This is a genomic window from Paenirhizobium naphthalenivorans (assembly GCF_007992095.1).
Lineage (GTDB): Bacteria > Pseudomonadota > Alphaproteobacteria > Rhizobiales > Rhizobiaceae > Allorhizobium > Allorhizobium naphthalenivorans.
Genome location: NZ_BJZP01000110.1, coordinates 1 through 1,039 on the forward strand (window position 1 = coordinate 1; position 1,039 = coordinate 1,039).

At 58.3% G+C, this 1,039-nt stretch carries 1 protein-coding gene; it reads right to left on the bottom strand.

Annotated elements, in window-relative coordinates:
• Nucleotides 1–705 (bottom strand): cache domain-containing protein (locus tag RNA01_RS23385; RefSeq protein ID WP_174824577.1); only part of this gene is annotated, 705 nt, incomplete at its 3' end.
• Nucleotides 706–1,039: the final 334 nt, after the last annotated feature.

Sequence of the window (1,039 nt, forward strand, 5' to 3'; positions counted from 1 at the left end):
TATGGTGATCGACACATTCTCGTCGGCAACGGCTTCCAGCGCATCGTGGATCGCGGTCAGCGGCTTGGTGATGCCGCGGATGACGACGTAGGCGGCCGTCCCGCCCAGAGCGAGGACCAGCAATCCGGCGAGCAGTGCGCCCTGGATGCTATCCGCAATGGTGGCGTCGAGGTCGTCGAGGTAAGCGCCTGTGCCGACGGTTACCTGCCAGGGTTCAAAGGCCAATGCAAAGGCGGCCTTCGGATAAAGGAGATCTTCCGCCTGGTCCGGCTTCGGCCATTCATATTCGGTCCAGTCGCCGCCCTTGCGGGCTTTGTCGATGATTTCGACCAGGAACTTGTTGCCCGACTTGTCCGCGATATTTGCGAAGTTCTTGCCCACGCCCTTCTTGTCCGGATAGATCACCCGGTTGGCGGCGTAGTCATAGCCGAAATAATAGCCATCAGGCACGAAACGCATGTCATCGATCACGTCATAGGCGGCATTCTGCGCCTGCTCGCGTGTCATGTCGCCCTTCACTTCGAGAGCGTGAAAGCGCGCCATGACCGATATGGCCGTCTCCGTCTGGGTGCGCAGCATTTCGTAGCGCTCATGATAGATTGCCTTGCCGGCCGACTTGATCTGGAAAAAGGTCGCAAGGCCGAAGGCAAGCATAAGGCCCCCGATCAGCAACACGAGTTGGTAGGAGATTTTCAGGTTCTTCATATAGATCCGCCGAGCCAGGTTGGACGTGAATTTTTCATCAGCGCGGCCACGGCCGTTCTGTCGAATTCTTCGAATGGGGTGAGGGCGCATCATGCGCGGGTGGGGCGTTGCATCGCATGCACCGAGGCACCAACATGTTTTAAAATTGTCTATAAACTATAAATATCTCATTTAGTCCGTTGCGCCGCGTTCGACTGTGTCCTGTTGGCCGCACGAAAAAGCCGCCGGAGTTTTCTCCGGCGGCTTGATTTGCGTGGCGCGTGCCCTGGTTTTGCGTCAGCTGGCGCGGCGCATCTGCTGGGCCATGCCGCTGAGCGAGGTCGACTGCGAGGCG